The sequence below is a fragment of the Cupriavidus sp. 86D6 genome (genome assembly GCF_057815095.1).
Map to the genome: position 1 here is coordinate 374,148 of NZ_JBYPSB010000004.1, position 14,072 is coordinate 388,219.

Genomic DNA, 14,072 nt, shown 5'->3' on the forward strand with positions numbered 1-14,072 from the left:
GACGATGTCCAACACCCCTCACCTGCCCCAGATCCACCCGCTGCCCAACAGGTTCCGGGCCGATGTGCTGGCGCGCAAGCGGCTGATTGGCCTGTGGAGTTCGCTCGGCCAGCCCGTGACCAGCGAGATTGTCGGCCTGGCCGGCTTTGACTGGATGCTGCTCGATGGCGAGCATTCGCCCAACGACGTGCTGACCTTCGCGCCCCAGTTGATGGCGCTCAAGGACAGCGTCAGCGCCCCCGTTGTACGGCCGCCGTGGAACGACCCGGTGATGCTCAAGCGCCTGCTCGATATCGGCTTCTACAACTTCCTGATTCCGTTCGTGGAATCGGCCGAGGAAGCCCGCCGCGCGGTGCGTGCCACGCGGTATCCGCCCGACGGCATCCGGGGCGTGTCGGGTGCCCAGCGGCAGAACCGCTATGGCACGCTGCCGGACTTCTTCAAGACCATCAACGACAACATCTGCGTGCTGGTGCAGATCGAAAGCCGCAAGGGCGTGGAAGCAGCCGCCGAGATTTGTGCGGAACCCGGGGTGGACGGCATTTTCATCGGCCCGAACGACCTGGCCGCGGCCTACGGGCATCTGGGCAATCCGAACCACCCCGATGTCCAGGCGGCGGTGAAACAGATCTACGATGCCGCCAACCACGCCGGCAAGGCCATCGGCACGCTGACGCCGGTCGAAGCCGACGCGCGGCGCTACCTGGATATGGGCGCGCACTTCGTGGCGGTGGGCATCGACCATGTATTGCTGCGCGATGCGGCCCGCGCGCTGCGCGACCGCTTTGCGTCCTGAAGCCATTTTGAACAGGAAGGAATCATGAGCAAGCTCGGATTTATCGGATTGGGCGTCATGGGCAAGCCCATGGCGGAACACTTGCAGGCCGGCGGCCATACCGTCTACGCGCACACGCGCAGCGGCGTGCCGCAGGACCTGCTCGACCGCGGCGTGCAGCCATGCGCCAACGCCACCGAGGTGGCCAGACAGGCCGACATCATCTTCCTGATGCTGCCCGATACGCCCGACGTGGCGCGGGTGCTGTTCGGTGACAACGGCGTGGCCGCCGGGCTGAGCCAGGGCAAGATCGTCGTGGACATGAGCTCGATCTCGCCGATCGACACGCGCGAGTTCGCCGCCAGGGTCGAAAAGCTCGGCTGCGACTATGTGGATGCGCCGGTGTCGGGCGGCGAAGTGGGCGCCAAGGCGGCCACGCTGTCGATCATGGCCGGCGGCAAGCAGGATGTCTTCGACAAGGTGCTGCCGCTGCTGCAATTGATGGGCAAGAACATCACGCTGGTGGGCAATGTCGGTGACGGCCAGGTGGCCAAGGTGGCCAATCAGGTGATCGTGGCGCTGACGATCGAGGCCGTCAGCGAGGCGCTGGTGCTGGCTGCCAAGGCCGGCGCCGACCCGGCGCGCGTGCGCCAGGCGTTGATGGGCGGCTTTGCCAGCTCGAAAATTCTTGAAGTCCACGGCGAACGGATGATCAAGCGCACGTTCAATCCGGGTTTCCGCATCGAACTGCATCAGAAGGATCTGAACCTGGCGTTGTCCACGGCGAAGCAACTGGGCCTGGGCATGCCGAATACGGCATCGACGCAGCAGTTGTTCAATGTGTGCGTGGCCCAGGGCGGCGCGGGCTGGGATCACTCGGGGCTGGTCAAGGCCATCGAGCACCTGTCGTCGTTCGCCATCGGCGATACGCCAAAATCGGCCGGATGACAACCATGTCGGCCGCGCTGAATTCCGACGATCTGGCGTGCTTTGTCTGCGTGGCCAACACGCAGAGCATTTCGCGTGCCGCGCTGGAACTTGGCGCCGACCAGTCAACCGTCAGCCGGCAGATTGCCCGGCTGGAGGCCGCGCTCGACACCCGGCTGTTTCATCGCAGCGGCCGGGGCGTGGTGCTGACCGAGGCCGGTACCACGCTGCTGGGTTACGCGCGACAGGTGGCCGCCACGCTGGCCGAGGCGCGCGCGGCGGTGCGGGCATCCACCGCACAGGGGCCGGCGCAGCTGGTCATCGCGGCGCAGCCGACCATCGCCAATACCGCGTTCGCGGCCATCGGCACGGCGCTGAAGGCGCGCTTTCCGGCGACGAAGATCCGCTTTGTGGAAGGTCTGGCCAACCCGGTGCTGGCGTGGCTGGCGGCCGGCGATATCGATGTGGCCCTGCTCTACCTGCCCGAACAGCAGGGCGCGCTCAAGGTGGACGTGCTGCTGGAAGAAGACCTGACGCTGGTCACGCCCACGTCATGGAGCCACCTCGGCCCCACGTTCCAGGCGCGCCGCCTGGGCGAAGTGCCGCTGATCCTGCCCAGCACGTCGCACGGGCTGCGCGTGCTGGCCGAATCGCTGGCGGCGCGCGTGGGCACCTCGCTGAACATGGCGATGGAGTGCGATGCCTCGAACACGGTGGCCATGCGGCTGGTGGAAGACGGCTGCGGCGCCACGCTGCTGCCGTTCGCGGCTGTGGCCGATCGCGTGGCCCAGGGCCGGCTGCATTCGGCGCGGCTGGTGGACCCGGTGGTGACGCGTCAGGTGGCGATGGCCACGGCGCGCAACCGGCCGGTGGTGCCGGAGTTGTGGGACATCATGCAGACGGTGCGGCAGTCCGTGCGCAATATCGTGATGTCGGGCGCCTGGCCGGGGGCGCGGCTGGTGTAGATCGCCGATGTCCGGTGGTTTTGCCCCCTCTCCCGGGAATGGAAGAGGGGGAAACAGACATCGCGGACATCAAGCCTTACTGCTTCGTCGTACCGTTCTGCAGTTCGGCCTTGGCCGTCTCGTCGGCGGCCTTCTTGGCGTCCTTGCGCTCGGACTTGGCCGCATTCACATCCTGCTTGTACTCGCCCTTGGCCGCCTTCTTCTCGGCCTTGTACTGGTCATTGGCGGCCTTGCGGGCCTCGCGGCGTTCCACGAGCGGGTCCTTCGGCGGCTGGACCTGGGTCGTGACCGGCGGGGCCGCAGTCGTGATGTCGGCCGGGGCGGCCGGCGCCTGCGTGGTCTGTGCAAAGGCGGTGACAGAGATCATGCCGGCTGCCAGGGCGCCAATCAGGGACGTGGTGCGAATGGTTCGTTGCTTGGACATGTTGAGACCTCTCAGGTGGTTGTTATCGAAAACGACGGGTGCGTTGTTTCCCACCGCGTGCCCAGTTTAGAAGCCGCACGGTGCCCCGTGTGCCGCATTCACACATCTCCTTACAAAACCTCGCCCGCACTGACAGACAACGCCCGACAACGCCACAGTTTCTGACGATATTTGCAATGTTTTTGGCTTGATCGAGGCAGGCGCGTGGCCCACACTGAACCGCATCGACCATCGATTCCAGGGAGTTGCCATGCATCTCGACGGATCGTGCCAGTGCGGCGCGGTGCAGTTCAGCCTTGAGTCCGATTCGCCCTACCCCTACCTGCATTGCCATTGCTCGATCTGCCGCAAGACCGGCGGCAGCGGCGGCTATGGCATCAACCTGGGCGGCGATGCCCATACGCTGCGCGTGGCCGGCCAGCAGCACGTGGCGCATTTCCACGCCGTGATCCGCGAGCCCGGCAAGCGGCCGGTGCGGTCCAAGGGATACCGCCACTTCTGCAAGCTGTGCGGTAGCCCGCTCTGGATGTGGGACCCGCGCTGGCCGGACCTGGTCCATCCGTATGCGGGCGCCATCAACACGCCGCTGCCCAGGCCGCCCGATGTGGTGGAGGCCGGTCTCGATTACGTCGCGCCATGGGTCGATGTGCCGCGCGGCAAGGGCCATCGCCATGTGGGCACCTGGCCCGACGAATCGTTGCGCGAATGGCACGCGCGGCATGGCCTGCTGAGGTAGACGCCAGAACCGCGCCGAATGCGGCCCAAAACGCCTTGCCCCAGGCGCGCCAGCGGGTCGGACGGCTCCTGACAGGGTCTTGCACCGGCGCTGACATACATCGCGCAAGTGCACTCCTATGCTCGAATCAGACAAGGCATCTGGGAGCCCGCCATGCGCGACTATCGCCAGTATCTGATTTATCCGATGGCATCGCTGTTTGCGATCGTGGCGGTCACGCTGCTGGTCGGCTGCGGCGAATCGGCCAAGTTACCCGATACGGCGGGCATCGGTCCGAACCCGCAATTGCCGGCGCCGCACAAGACGGTGCTTCCGACCATCCATATCGCCCCAGCCGAGGGCTGGAAAGACGGCAAGATGCCCGTGGCGGCCGATGGCATGCGGGTGGCGGCCTATGCCGACAAGCTGGACCATCCGCGCTGGCTGTACGTGCTGCCGAACGGCGATGTGCTGGTGGCCGAAACCAACGCGCCGCCGAAGCCTGACGACCACAAGGGCATCCGGGGCTGGATCATGAAGAAGACGCAGGAGCGCGCCGGCGCCGGCACACCCAGCGCCAACCGCATCACGCTGCTGCGCGACACCAATGGCGACGGCGTGGCCGACCAGAGATCGGTTTTTCTTCAAAACCTGCACTCGCCGTTCGGCATGGTGCTGGTCGGCAATGATTTCTACGTCGCCGATACCGATGCCGTGCTGCGCTTCCCGTACACGCCGGGACAGACCAGCATCTCGGCGCCGGGCCAGAAACTGGTGGACTTGCCCGCTGGCTCGATCAACCACCACTGGACCAAGAACATCATCGCCAGCCTCGACGGCAGCAAGCTGTATGTCACGGTGGGATCGAACAGCAACGCGGGCGAGAACGGCATCGACAAGGAAGCCGGCCGCGCCGCCATCTGGGAAGTCGATCGACAGACCGGCCAGCATCGTATTTTCGCCAGCGGCTTGCGCAATCCGAACGGCATGGTCTGGGAGCCGACCACCAAGGCGCTCTGGACATCCGTCAATGAGCGCGACGAAATCGGCAGCGACCTGGTGCCCGACTACATCACCTCCGTGCGCGACGGCGGCTTCTACGGATGGCCTTACAGCTATTACGGCCAGCACGTGGACGACCGCGTGAAGCCGCCCGCCCCCGACATGGTGGCCAAGGCCATCGTGCCCGACTACGCGGTGGGCGCGCACACGGCGTCGCTGGGCATGACCGGCGCATCGGGCAACAGCCTGCTGCCCCAGTTCCATGACGGCATGTTCGTGAGCCAGCACGGCTCATGGAACCGCAAGCCGCGGTCGGGCTACAAGGTCATCTTTGTCCCGTTCGACCAGGGCAAGCCGCGCGGCGCGCCGTTCGACGTGCTGACCGGCTTCCTGGATCAGGACGGCAAGGCGCAGGGACGCCCGGTAGGCGTCGTGATCGACAAGACCGGCGGGCTGCTGGTGGCCGACGACGTGGGCAACGTGGTCTGGCGCGTGAGCGCGGCGAAGTAATGGCGCGAAGTCGTGCCGCGAAGTGCTGTCGCGAAGTCGCCCCCCGACATGCTGCCCGCGTTTGGCGCCTGCGCCGTCATGCCACCGGGCGCTGCGCGCGTCCGACGATCTGCAACGTCCGTAGCAATAACGCCAGACCGCGCCGCGTATCGGCATCGCGCGCCAGCGCCCACAGGGCCCGCGTACCTGGCGGCTCGGCGTCCCGCCGGGTCTGGGCAGCGGCCAGCCGCAGCGCGCCGCTTAACGCGCCATGGGCCGCCACGCCTTCCTCGAACACGCTGCTGACTTTCTCGATCATCGCCGGATCGAGAAAATCGACAAGATCGGCCATCAGCGCCAGTATGTCGACCAGGTTGTCCAGCCGCGCGCCGAGCAGCAGCGGGGCCAGCCTTGGAGACAGTTCTGCCCAGGCTGCCGGCGCCGGGTCAACCGGCTGGCTGTCGGCCAGATGGTGGGCAACGTGCGGCGCAAGGCCTGGCCCGGAAGCCTCGGGAATGGATGCCATGGGGACTCCACAGTGGATCACATCGGGTGATGGCAGGCGCGGCGGTCAGAGCATGCCCCGGGCAACCGCCCAGTAGGCGCCGCGATTGAAGCCCTGGCGCAGCAGGCCACCCAGCCTGGTGGGCGGCATCGGTTGCACGTCCCGCTGGTAGTCGTACCAGAGCGGCATGCCCGCCGATAGCCCAAGCTGGGCAACGGCCTGGACCTTGCCGTCGTAGGCCGCGACCGGACGCCCCAGGCGTATCGACGCCGCGATGTTGTCGGCGATCACCGGCGCCTGGTTGTGGCATGAGCCGCCGGCCTTGCTGACCGGCAGATCCACGGTATCGCCAATCACGTACACCCGCTCATGCCCGCGCACCTGCAAGGTCTCATGGTCGGTGGGCAGCCAGCCCTCGTCGTCGGCGGCTTCGGACAGGCCGCTCTGGCGCACCACATCGACGGCGCGGATGGGCGGCGTGGCCATCAGGATGTCGAACGGCTGCTCGGCGCCCTCTTCCGAATACGCCACCCGCCTGGCGGGGTCCACGCGCGCGAGGGTAAAGCCGCGCTGATAGCGGATGCCGCGCTGCTCGAACAGGGCCGGCACGACATCGCAGGTAGGCTTCTGCAGGAACAGGCAATTGCGCAGCAACTGCGAGACGGTCGGGTAGGTGTAGACGATCTCCACCCGCTCGCGCACCCCGCGCCGGCGCAGGTAGTCGTCGAGCATCAACGTGGTTTCCAGCGGCGCGATGCCGCACTGATGTGGCACGTTGTGCGTCTTCGGGAACGACACCGTGACGAAGATTCGCCCCCGCTGGATGCGCGCGAGCTTCTCGGCCAGCTGACGGGCCGGCGCGTACTGGTAGAAATGGTCGCCCGCCTCGCCCAGCCCCTCGATGCGCTCCGGGGCCGGCACGCAACCGGTGGCGATCACCAGATAGTCGTAGCCATAGCGCCTGCCGCTGCGGGCCTGCACCTCCTGGCGGCCCAGATGGAACTGCTCGGCCGCATCCACCACGAAATCGATCTCCGGCCGCAGCAGCGACCGCTCGCGCCGTACCAGTTCCTCGCGGAAGAACGCGCCGAACGCCACATACATGAACGCCGGCTTGTAGAAGTGATCGGCTGTATCGGACAGCACGGTCACGGCGACGTCGCCGTCGACGGTCTCCCGGAACAGCTTGCCGGCCAACTGGTTGGCCAACATCGTGCCCCCCACGCCACCCCCTACGATCAGTATGCGTTGTGTCATCGTCCCCACCTGGTCAGGATCATCGAGAGAACATGCCGCTCAGACGCGAATCCGCACGGGGCGGGAAAGTGTCTGGCAGACCGGGCACTCGCGCGCCGTCTTCAGCACGCGCGCGTGCAGGTCGGCCGATATGGCGGCCAGGAAAAATACGTCGATCTCGAAGGCGGTGATGTCGCCCTGGCGGTTCAGGCGGACATCCACGCGGTACGGCGGCAGTTGCGCGTCGCGGTGGGCCATGTCGATGGTGATGCAGACGCAGGCTGCCAAGGCGCCCGCCAGCAGTTCGTGCGGCCGCATGGCGGTTCCGCCGCGCAGGCCGTCGGCGGCCGCGTCGGCAAGCACCACGTGATGCCCGCTGCGGATCGTCACGGCGTACGACGGGCCTTGGCGCGACGCGGAAACCTGCAGCGGCGTCATCAGTGGACCTGCGCCACCACGAACAGCCGTCGAAACGGAAACAGCGTGCGGCCGTCGGCGCCATTTGGATAGAGCTTGCGCAGCCGTGGCACGTATTGCGCCAGAAAGCGGCCGCGCTCGCCGTCGTCGAGATGATCGGTCACCGCGCGCAAGCCCGACGCCTTGATCCAGTCGTAGACGGGGTCGTCGCCTTCCACCACCTGCAGGTAGTCTGTCTTCCAGATGTCCAGATGCGCGGTGCGATCCACCAGCAGCTGGTAGTAGAACGCCGCGGGCTGCACGTGGTTGCGCGCCAGTGCTCCCCGCAACATCGGCGTGCCCAGCACACTGCCGCCCGGGCCGGCGGTGGCCAGCACCTCGCGCATCAGACCGTACCAGGGGGTCTCGCACCAGTCGGGCATATGCAGCGCCAGGCAGCCACCGGGCCGCAGAAAGCCCAGCAACCTTGGCAGCAGCGTTTCGTGATCGCCCAGGAAGTGGAGCACCGCGCTGGCGAAGATCAGGTCCGCGTGCGCCTGGGGCGTCCAGTGCTCGATGTCAGCCTGCTCCCAGTGGATGGCACCGCTTTCACTCGCTGCGGCAGCCAGCATTTCGGGGGAGCTGTCCACGCCGTACACGCTGGCGTGCGGCCATTTGTCCTGCAAGACGCGGGTGACATGGCCGGGTCCGCATCCGATGTCGTACACCGTGTGCGGCGCATCGAGCGGCACCCGCTGCAGCAGTTCCAGCGCGGGCCGCAGCCGCAAATCGGAAAACTGCAGATACAACGTTGGATTCCAGCGCGCATCCGGCCGGCCTTCGCTCACGTTCATCGACATCAATCGCATGGTTGGCGCTCCATGGCGCGATGCCGGGGGCATCGGGAATGCTCATTAGCATATGCATTCGATGTCGCGACGCTACTGAAGAATCTTTATGTCAGTACTGGCACGGTTTAAATGACAAGTCCGCGCTTCTCACGCGAACGGGTGACATGTGCGCGGGAACGGCCGCACAACGGCTGCCAAAATGAAAACCGGCGGTGCGATCCCCTCGCACCGCCGGAAAGCTGGCCCTGCAGCCCGGAGCAACGTCAGAAGCGGTGCTGCAGGCCCGCCAGCACACCAACCTGGTTGTCCGCATAACCAGCGAAATCCCGCGAGACACTCACGGGCTGGCCATTGCGCGCCTTGGCATAGGCGGCGGACACGTACGCCAGGGTGCGTTTGGAGAAGCTGTACTGGGCGCGCAGCGAGACCATGACCGGATCGGCGTTGGTGTCGCCCTTGATGTTCTGCTTGTAGACCGCGCCGTAGAGCGCGAAGGCGGGCGTGAAGTCGTACGCCGCGCCCAGCCAGTACATGTCGCTCAGCTGGTTGGGGGCCGCCGTGGTGAAGGTCTTGCGGTAATTTCGATAGCCGGCAAAGAGTTTCAGCGCGCCAACGTCGTACCTGGCACCGGCATGGATACCCTGGGCATAGTCTGTCGGGTCGCCGGCGACCCCATTCACGCGGTCCCACGTGAGCATCGCCGAGAAACCGCCTGCCGTGTAGCCAACCGCCAGGTCGTATTTCGACGATGATTTGAAGCTGCCGGGCGTTTCGCCGAAGCCCAGCGTCCCGCCCACCTTCACGGGACCGAACTGCCCGTCATAGCGCACCACGTTCGACGATCGCACGAACATGCTGTCCTGCCGGTCTCCCGAGCCTGTCGAGGCCATGGCCCAGGAATAGTTTTGTGCGTAGTCCATGGGCTCGAACGGCGCCATGTAGTCGAACGTCGTGGAATAGTCCGCGCCCATCCGGATGCTGCCCAGCGTTTCGTGCTCCAGGCCCACCCACGCGCGCCGGTTGAACAGCCCGCGGTCGCCGTAGAACTTGCCGGTGTCGGCCTGGACGCCCGATTCCAGCCTGAAAATGGCGATCATTCCGCCGCCGAGCGGCTCGGCGCCGCGCAGGCCCCAGCGGGAAATGTTCTTGCCGCCCGAGACCATCCCCACCGTCGATTTACCATCGGGACCGGCGTTGCTGAGGTACTCGACGCCGACGTCGAGCAGCCCGTAGAGCGTGATGTTGGACTGCGCTTCTGCTGCTGTCGAGACCAGGCCGGTTGCGGCCAGTACCACTGCCTTGCGTTTCATATCAGACCTCCTTGCACGTTCCTGTTTGGACGTACGGCGTGAGGTCCGGTGCCGGCGCCAGGCCGCGCTTTTGCAGGTCCTTTTGATCCACGGCAGGCGTGCATCACCGCAAGGCCGCAAAGCCGGGGCCAGAAATGAAAAACCGGCGGCGCGAGCCCCTCGCACCGCCGGAAGGCCGCCCACCACGGCAGCCTGAAAACAACGATCAGAAGCGGTGCTGCAGGCCCGCCGTCACACCGACCTGATTGTTGGCATAGCCAACGAAATCGCGCGAGACACTCACGTTCTGGCCGTTGCGCGCCTTGGCATACGCTGCGGACAGGTACGCTGAGGTGCGTTTGGAAAGATTGTATTGGGCGCGCATCGAGATCATGATCGGATCCCCATCCGTGTCGCCCTTGATGTTCTGCTTGTACACCGCGCCGTACAGCGTGAAGGCCGGCGTGAAGTCGTAAGCGGCGCCCACCCAGTACATGTCGCTCAGCTGCTTGGCGGCCGTCGTGGTGAACGTCTTGCGGTAATTGCGATAACCGGCGTACACCGACAGCGGGCCGAAGTCGTAGCTGGCGCCGGCGTGGATGCCCTGGATGTAGTCGGTGGAATCGGCTGGCGTGGTGCTGGCGCCCGCGCCCATCTGGCGATCCCAGGTCACGGCCGCGGCAAAGTTGCCCGCGTTGTAGCCCAGTCCCAGATCGTATTTCGACGAACTCTTGTAGCTGCCCGGCACTTCGCCGAACGCCATCGTGCCGCCCACCTTGAACGGCCCGAACTGGCCGTCGTAGCGCACGATGTTGGTCGAACGCGAGAACATGCCGTCCTTGCGGCCGCCCGTGGCCGTCGAGGACGTGGCCCACGAATAGTTCGGCGCGTAGCCCATCGGGTCGAACGGCAGCATGAAGTCATAGGTCGTGGTGAAGTCACGGCCCAGGCGGATGCTGCCGAGGTTCTTGTCCTGCAGGCCGACCCATGCGCGGCGGTCGAACAGCGTGTTGTCGGTATCCAGCCTGCCGGTATCGACGGCGATGCCCGATTCCAGCGTGAAGATGGCCTTCAGGCCGCCGCCCAGATCTTCGGTGCCGCGCAGGCCCCAGCGCGACGTGTTCTTGCCGCCCGAGGTCATTTTCACCAGGGAATTGCCGTTGGCGCTGGCATGGTTCACGTATTCGATACCCGAATCCACCAGCCCATACAGCGTCACACTCGATTGCGCCGCCGCGCCGCCCGATACCACGCAACCCAACGCGGCCAGGGCCACTGCCTTCCGTTTCATCCTCAGTCTCCTTTGTTGTTCTGGTCTGTCGTGAACGGAGCGGATGGTATGGGGGCCTCACTTTCAGTTCGCTTTCGATACGCCTGCGATTTTTGCCGTGGGGGATGCACCACGATTGGGACTTTCCCCATCTAGGCGCCGGCGCCGGTAACGGGTATCACTCCAGCGCGATTCCCCGTAGACCCCGTTTGCCGTAGCCCCATGCGTATCCTGCTTGCCGAAGACAACCTGAAACTGGCCGCCTCCCTGACGGAATCGCTGAGCCAGAGCGGCTTCACGGTCGACTGCATGCATGACGGGGCCAGCGCCGATCACCTGTTGACGACGCAAGACTACGCGCTGGCCATCCTCGACATCGGCATGCCGCGCCTGGACGGCCTGGAAGTGCTGCGCCGCCTGCGCGCACGCCGCAACCCGCTGCCGGTGCTGATCCTGACCGCCCACGGATCGGTGGACGACCGCGTACGCGGCCTCAACCTGGGCGCCGACGACTACCTGGCCAAGCCGTTCGCGCTGACCGAACTCGAAGCCCGCGCCCGCGCGCTGATCCGGCGCAGCCATGGCCATGACCGCACCGAACTGGCCTGCGGCCCGCTGCACTACGACAGCGTGAGCCGCGCTTTCACGCTCAACGGCGAACTGCTGCAACTGACCGGCCGCGAACGGGCCGTACTGGAGATTCTGCTATTGCGCGACGGCCGCGCGGTCAACAAGGCCGCGCTGTCCGAGAAGATTTTCGGCATTGACGAGTCGGTCAACGCCGACGCCATCGAAATCTACGTATACCGGCTACGCAAGAAGCTGGAAGGCTCCGGCGTCAGCATCGTCACGCTGCGCGGCCTGGGCTATCTGCTCGAAGCACAGGACACCGCTGCGGCCGCCGGCGCGGGCCCGCGCGCATGAAGGCCGGCAGCCTGCGGCTGCAACTGACACTCTGGCTGCTGCTGCCCCTGCTGGTATTACTGGCGCTGGACGCGTGGCTGACCGACCGCCGCGCCATGGCCGCCGCCGACCAGGCGTTCGACCGCACCCTGGCCGCATCGCTGAAAGCCATGCGCGAAGGCATCAAGCTGCGCGATGGCCGCGTGGAGGTGGAGGTGCCCTATCTGGCGCTGGAGGTGTTCGATGCCGAGGCGGGTTCGCGCGTCTACTACAAGATCCGCGACGAGCACGGCACCACGATCACCGGCTACGACGATCTGCCGATGCCGCCCGGTCCGGTGCGCTCGCTGTATCGGACGCAGTTCTACGACGCTGACTTCCGCGGCACGCCCGTCCGCATGGCCGCCATGGCGCTTCCGCTGCACGATGTGCGTTCCGCGCGTACGCAGATGGTCTGGGTGCTGGTGGCCGAATCCACCGAGCCGCGCGAGCGGCTGGCCAACGAAATCCTGATCGGGTCGCTGCTGCAGGAACTGATGCTGGTAAGCCTGGCGCTGGTCATCGTCTGGTTCGGCGTACGGCGCGGGCTGCGGCCGCTTCAGCGGCTGTCGGACACCGTGGCCGCGCGCGGGCCCGATGACCTTGCGCCCATCGGCGACACCACGCTGCCGGTCGAAATCCGGCCGCTGGTCACCGCCGTGAACCAGTACGTGGCGCGGCTGCACCGCATGGTGCAGGGGCGCAAGCGTTTCTTTGCCGATGCCGCCCACCAGTTGAAGACGCCGCTGGCGGTCATCCAGGCCGAATCGGAACTGGCGCTGCGCGAAACTGACCTGGCCGGCGTGCGCGGCCACGTGGCCCGGCTCAATGGATCGGTCCGGCAGGCGGCAAAGGAAGTGGCGCAATTGCTATCGCTGTCGCGGCTCGAAACCGACAGCGGCTACGCCCCGACGCTGCGGCTGCTGGGGCTGGGGCCGCTGGCGCAACAGGTGGCGCTGGACTGGGCCCCCACGGCGCGCCAGCAAGGGGTGGACCTGGGCTTCGACGGCGATGCGGAGACCCACGCGGATATCAACGGCCAGCCGGAACTGCTGCAGGAACTGATCGGCAACCTGATCGACAACGCCGTGCGTTACGCGGGCCCGGGCGCCATGGTCACGGTGCGCGTGGCCGGGCGCCGGCTGCTGGTGGAGGACAACGGCCCCGGCGTGGCGCCGTTCGAGCGAGAATCGGTGTTCAAACGCTTTTATCGCGGCGAGGCCAGTGCCAGCCGAGAAGGCAGCGGCCTGGGCCTGTCCATCGTGCGTGAGATCGCGCGGCTGCACGGCGCCACCGTCGCACTGGCCGACACACCGGGCGGCGGGTTGACGGTGGTGGTGGACTTTCCGGGGTAGACCGGGTGCGCGTTACCCCTGCTGGGGCCGGGACAGATTGGCGCGGGCGCGCCGCAGGAATTCGACGAATTGATCGGCCTCGGCTTCGGAAAAGCCATCGAGGGCCTGGGCGGTCACGACGTCACCCACATGCTGCGCGGCGTCCAGCGCCTGATCGGCTTTGTCTGTCATGCGCACCATGCGCTCGCGACGGTCTTCGGGGTTGGGACGACGCGCGATCCAGCCGCCCTCTTCCATGCGATCGAGCAGCCGGCCGGCCGAAATCGGCGCCACTTCCATCAGGTCGGCCAGCCCGGCCTGGTTCATTTCGCCGTGATACGACAGGTAGGCCAGCGCCCGGAACTGGGCACGCGTGAGGTCCAGTGTGGAGCGCGACAGGTCGTCGAACCGCTTGCCGGACAAGCGGCCCACGTCCGACACCAGAAAGCCGAAGCGCTTTTCAAGATTCTTTTCCATGCGCGGGATTATAGGGAGTCGCAGGATTCGGTTTGGTGTCGAAAACCCTGAATGGCACGCTTTGCCCCCGGGGATGCCCGGCTTCGTGCGGGAGTCTGATAGGTGTGCAGCTTGCCGACGACCACAAGCTTGCACACGCCGCCATGGATTACGCTAAGCTGGTCGGCAATCCGACACTTGCTGGCCCTGGCCAGCTTGAAACTGGCCCCGTCCCTGGAGCGGCAATGCCGACCTACGACTACCGATGCCCTATCTGCGGCGACTTTTCTGAAATCCGGCCCATGGCCCGCCGCGACGATCCCGCCATCTGCCCCGACTGCGGCGAAGCTGCCACACGCGCCCTGGTGGCCGCCCCGGGCCTTGCCGGCGGCAGCACGGAAGGCGCCGCCTCCAGCCACGGCGCGTCCTGCGCCTGCTGCGGTCCGGTCAAGCTGGCGGGACGCGCCAGCGGCGGCGGCTGGAGCCGCTGACACCC

Annotated in this window: 16 protein-coding genes; 8 read left to right on the plus strand and 8 right to left on the minus strand. The window is 66.4% G+C overall.

Annotated features, from left to right (window positions below; all coding sequences use genetic code 11):
• The first annotated feature begins 4 nt into the window (after positions 1–4).
• From garL to AC3G88_RS12820, 3 genes are read left to right on the plus strand one after another with little or no spacing between them, the layout of a single operon-like run.
• Positions 5–796 (plus strand): 2-dehydro-3-deoxyglucarate aldolase, encoded by a 792-nt coding sequence (gene garL / locus AC3G88_RS12810; RefSeq protein WP_488773060.1) that lies wholly within the window; start codon positions 5–7, stop codon positions 794–796.
• 24 nt (positions 797–820) lie between these two features.
• Complete coding sequence (locus AC3G88_RS12815) at positions 821–1,723, plus strand: 2-hydroxy-3-oxopropionate reductase (RefSeq protein WP_488773061.1); 903 nt, start codon at positions 821–823, stop codon at positions 1,721–1,723.
• Positions 1,724–1,728: 5 nt separating this feature from the next.
• On the plus strand, positions 1,729–2,667 hold the full coding sequence (locus tag AC3G88_RS12820; RefSeq protein ID WP_153947720.1) for a LysR family transcriptional regulator: 939 nt from the start codon (positions 1,729–1,731) through the stop codon (positions 2,665–2,667).
• A gap of 76 nt (positions 2,668–2,743) precedes the next feature.
• Here the strand turns inward: AC3G88_RS12820 and AC3G88_RS12825 are convergent, their stop codons facing one another.
• Positions 2,744–3,091 carry a hypothetical protein gene (locus AC3G88_RS12825; protein ID WP_153947721.1) on the minus strand — a complete coding sequence of 116 codons (348 nt, stop codon included), beginning with the start codon at positions 3,089–3,091 and terminating at the stop codon, positions 2,744–2,746.
• Between the two features lie 250 nt (positions 3,092–3,341).
• Here AC3G88_RS12825 and AC3G88_RS12830 point away from each other — a divergent pair, with 250 nt between their 5' ends.
• Both AC3G88_RS12830 and AC3G88_RS12835 read left to right on the plus strand, forming a co-directional pair.
• The gene (locus AC3G88_RS12830; protein ID WP_488773062.1) at positions 3,342–3,827 is read left to right on the plus strand and encodes a GFA family protein; all 486 of its coding nucleotides are present in this window, start codon (positions 3,342–3,344) and stop codon (positions 3,825–3,827) included.
• 186 nt (positions 3,828–4,013) lie between these two features.
• Positions 4,014–5,318, plus strand: a complete 1,305-nt coding sequence (locus AC3G88_RS12835) for a PQQ-dependent sugar dehydrogenase (protein ID WP_488773164.1) — start codon at positions 4,014–4,016, stop codon at positions 5,316–5,318.
• A 76-nt stretch (positions 5,319–5,394) separates the two neighbouring features.
• Here AC3G88_RS12835 and AC3G88_RS12840 read toward each other — a convergent pair whose 3' ends face one another.
• From AC3G88_RS12840 to AC3G88_RS12865, 6 genes are all read right to left on the minus strand, one after another.
• Positions 5,395–5,823 carry a DUF1641 domain-containing protein gene (locus AC3G88_RS12840; RefSeq protein ID WP_488773063.1) on the minus strand — a complete coding sequence of 143 codons (429 nt, stop codon included), beginning with the start codon at positions 5,821–5,823 and terminating at the stop codon, positions 5,395–5,397.
• Positions 5,824–5,868: 45 nt separating this feature from the next.
• Positions 5,869–7,059: an NAD(P)/FAD-dependent oxidoreductase gene (locus tag AC3G88_RS12845; RefSeq protein WP_488893425.1), complete on the minus strand. Its 1,191-nt coding sequence runs from the start codon at positions 7,057–7,059 to the stop codon at positions 5,869–5,871.
• Positions 7,060–7,098: 39 nt separating this feature from the next.
• Entirely contained in the window at positions 7,099–7,476 is a 378-nt protein-coding gene (locus AC3G88_RS12850) for an OsmC family protein (RefSeq protein WP_488773065.1), read from the minus strand.
• Positions 7,476–8,303 (minus strand): methyltransferase domain-containing protein, encoded by an 828-nt coding sequence (locus AC3G88_RS12855; RefSeq protein ID WP_488773066.1) that lies wholly within the window; start codon positions 8,301–8,303, stop codon positions 7,476–7,478. Before AC3G88_RS12855 ends, AC3G88_RS12850 begins: the two co-directional genes overlap by 1 nt.
• A gap of 245 nt (positions 8,304–8,548) precedes the next feature.
• The gene (locus AC3G88_RS12860) at positions 8,549–9,595 is read right to left on the minus strand and encodes a porin (protein ID WP_488773067.1); all 1,047 of its coding nucleotides are present in this window, start codon (positions 9,593–9,595) and stop codon (positions 8,549–8,551) included.
• A 205-nt stretch (positions 9,596–9,800) separates the two neighbouring features.
• Positions 9,801–10,865, minus strand: coding sequence for a porin (locus AC3G88_RS12865; protein WP_488773068.1), 1,065 nt, complete (start codon positions 10,863–10,865; stop codon positions 9,801–9,803).
• Between the two features lie 201 nt (positions 10,866–11,066).
• Here AC3G88_RS12865 and AC3G88_RS12870 point away from each other — a divergent pair, with 201 nt between their 5' ends.
• Both AC3G88_RS12870 and AC3G88_RS12875 read left to right on the plus strand, forming a co-directional pair.
• Entirely contained in the window at positions 11,067–11,768 is a 702-nt protein-coding gene (locus AC3G88_RS12870; RefSeq protein ID WP_153947728.1) for a response regulator, read from the plus strand.
• Positions 11,765–13,141: a sensor histidine kinase gene (locus tag AC3G88_RS12875; RefSeq protein WP_488893426.1), complete on the plus strand. Its 1,377-nt coding sequence runs from the start codon at positions 11,765–11,767 to the stop codon at positions 13,139–13,141. The genes AC3G88_RS12870 and AC3G88_RS12875 overlap by 4 nt, the downstream gene beginning before the upstream one ends.
• A 12-nt stretch (positions 13,142–13,153) precedes the next feature.
• Here the strand turns inward: AC3G88_RS12875 and AC3G88_RS12880 are convergent, their stop codons facing one another.
• A complete protein-coding gene (locus tag AC3G88_RS12880; protein ID WP_153947730.1) occupies positions 13,154–13,597 on the minus strand; it encodes a MarR family winged helix-turn-helix transcriptional regulator in 444 nt (147 codons plus the stop codon).
• Between the two features lie 224 nt (positions 13,598–13,821).
• On the opposite strand from AC3G88_RS12880, the gene AC3G88_RS12885 reads away from it, so the two are divergent.
• Positions 13,822–14,067: an FmdB family zinc ribbon protein gene (locus tag AC3G88_RS12885; RefSeq protein WP_488773070.1), complete on the plus strand. Its 246-nt coding sequence runs from the start codon at positions 13,822–13,824 to the stop codon at positions 14,065–14,067.
• Positions 14,068–14,072: the final 5 nt, after the last annotated feature.

Bases quoted from the DNA above. Each gene is read 5' to 3' on its own strand.
- garL (WP_488773060.1), top strand. From the start codon at position 5: ATGTCCAACACCCCTCACCTGCCCCAGATCCACCCGCTGCCCAACAGG.
- AC3G88_RS12815 (WP_488773061.1), top strand. From the start codon at position 821: ATGAGCAAGCTCGGATTTATCGGATTGGGCGTCATGGGCAAGCCCATG.
- AC3G88_RS12870 (WP_153947728.1), top strand. From the start codon at position 11,067: ATGCGTATCCTGCTTGCCGAAGACAACCTGAAACTGGCCGCCTCCCTG.
- AC3G88_RS12825 (WP_153947721.1), bottom strand. From the start codon at position 3,091: ATGTCCAAGCAACGAACCATTCGCACCACGTCCCTGATTGGCGCCCTG.
- AC3G88_RS12880 (WP_153947730.1), bottom strand. From the start codon at position 13,597: ATGGAAAAGAATCTTGAAAAGCGCTTCGGCTTTCTGGTGTCGGACGTG.
- AC3G88_RS12845 (WP_488893425.1), bottom strand. From the start codon at position 7,059: ATGACACAACGCATACTGATCGTAGGGGGTGGCGTGGGGGGCACGATG.
- AC3G88_RS12860 (WP_488773067.1), bottom strand. From the start codon at position 9,595: ATGAAACGCAAGGCAGTGGTACTGGCCGCAACCGGCCTGGTCTCGACA.
- AC3G88_RS12840 (WP_488773063.1), bottom strand. From the start codon at position 5,823: ATGGCATCCATTCCCGAGGCTTCCGGGCCAGGCCTTGCGCCGCACGTT.
- AC3G88_RS12820 (WP_153947720.1), top strand. From the start codon at position 1,729: ATGTCGGCCGCGCTGAATTCCGACGATCTGGCGTGCTTTGTCTGCGTG.
- AC3G88_RS12855 (WP_488773066.1), bottom strand. From the start codon at position 8,303: ATGCGATTGATGTCGATGAACGTGAGCGAAGGCCGGCCGGATGCGCGC.
- AC3G88_RS12850 (WP_488773065.1), bottom strand. From the start codon at position 7,476: ATGACGCCGCTGCAGGTTTCCGCGTCGCGCCAAGGCCCGTCGTACGCC.
- AC3G88_RS12835 (WP_488773164.1), top strand. From the start codon at position 4,014: ATGGCATCGCTGTTTGCGATCGTGGCGGTCACGCTGCTGGTCGGCTGC.
- AC3G88_RS12885 (WP_488773070.1), top strand. From the start codon at position 13,822: ATGCCGACCTACGACTACCGATGCCCTATCTGCGGCGACTTTTCTGAA.
- AC3G88_RS12875 (WP_488893426.1), top strand. From the start codon at position 11,765: ATGAAGGCCGGCAGCCTGCGGCTGCAACTGACACTCTGGCTGCTGCTG.
- AC3G88_RS12830 (WP_488773062.1), top strand. From the start codon at position 3,342: ATGCATCTCGACGGATCGTGCCAGTGCGGCGCGGTGCAGTTCAGCCTT.
- AC3G88_RS12865 (WP_488773068.1), bottom strand. From the start codon at position 10,865: ATGAAACGGAAGGCAGTGGCCCTGGCCGCGTTGGGTTGCGTGGTATCG.